At 65.8% G+C, this 1078-nt stretch carries 1 protein-coding gene and 1 pseudogene; both read left to right on the top strand.

Annotation, left to right across the window (positions count from 1 at the left end; all coding sequences use genetic code 11):
* Positions 1–669: electron transfer flavoprotein subunit beta/FixA family protein (locus tag FNJ47_RS46185; RefSeq protein ID WP_163163445.1), on the top strand; the 669-nt coding region annotated here is incomplete at its 5' end.
* Positions 669–1078: pseudogene (locus FNJ47_RS46180) on the top strand (electron transfer flavoprotein subunit alpha/FixB family protein); the annotation flags it as partial. The gene FNJ47_RS46185 and the pseudogene FNJ47_RS46180, both read left to right, overlap by 1 nt.

Raw genomic sequence — 1078 nt, 5'->3', positions numbered from 1 at the left:
CTCGCCAACGTCAAGATGTCGATGAACCCGTTCGACGAGATCGCCGTCGAGGAAGCGCTGCGGCTGAAGGAAGCCGGCAAGGCGACCGAAGTGGTGGTGGTGTCGATCGGACCGGCGCAGGCCTCCGAGACCATCCGCACCGCGCTTGCGATGGGCGCCGACCGCGGCATCCTGGTCAAGGCCGAAGGCAATGTCGAACCGCTCGCCGTCGCCAAGATCCTGAAGGCGGTGGTCGACGCGGAGCAGCCCGGCCTCGTCATTCTCGGCAAGCAGGCGATCGACGACGATTCGAACCAGACCGGCCAGATGCTGGCCGCGCTGCTCGGCTGGTCGCAGGCGACCTTCGCCTCGAAGCTCGAGGTCGAAGGATCCGACTTCAAGGTCACGCGCGAAGTCGATGGCGGCCTGCAGACCATCAAGCTGAAGGGCCCGGCGATCGTCACCACCGACCTCCGCCTCAACGAGCCGCGCTATGCGTCGCTGCCCAACATCATGAAGGCGAAGAAGAAGCCGATCGACGACAAGAGCGTCGCCGACTACGGCGTCGATGTGACGCCGCGTCTGGAAGTGCTGAAGACCGCGGAGCCGGCGGGCCGCAAGGCGGGCGTCAAGGTCAAGGACGTCGCCGAACTCGTGAACAAGCTCAAGACCGAAGCCGGGGTTCTCTGATGACGACGCTGTTGATTGCCGAACACGACCACGAGACCCTGAAGGACTCGACCAACAAGGCGCTGACTGCGGCGAGCCAGCTCGGCGGCGATGTGCATGTGCTGGTCGCCGGTGGCGGCCAGGGCACCAAGGCGGCGGCGGAAGCAGCCGCCAAGCTTGCCGGCGTCACCAAGGTGGTGGTTGCCGAAAGCCCCGCCTATGAACACGACCTTGCCGAGCCGCTGGCTGCGCTGATCGTCGCGCTTGCGCCGAACTACGACGCCTTCGTCGCGCCCGCGACCTCGCGCTTCAAGAACGTGATGCCGCGCGTCGCAGCGCTGCTCGACGTCATGCAGGTCTCCGAGATCATCAAGGTCGTCGCGCCCGACACATATGAGCGGCCGATCTATGCCGGCAACGCGATCCAGAC

The organism is Bradyrhizobium uaiense (genome assembly GCF_010811875.1).
In the GTDB taxonomy this organism is placed as follows: domain Bacteria; phylum Pseudomonadota; class Alphaproteobacteria; order Rhizobiales; family Xanthobacteraceae; genus Bradyrhizobium; species Bradyrhizobium uaiense.
Note: the sequence above shows the minus strand (reverse complement) of the source record. Positions and strands in the feature narration are given on the sequence as shown.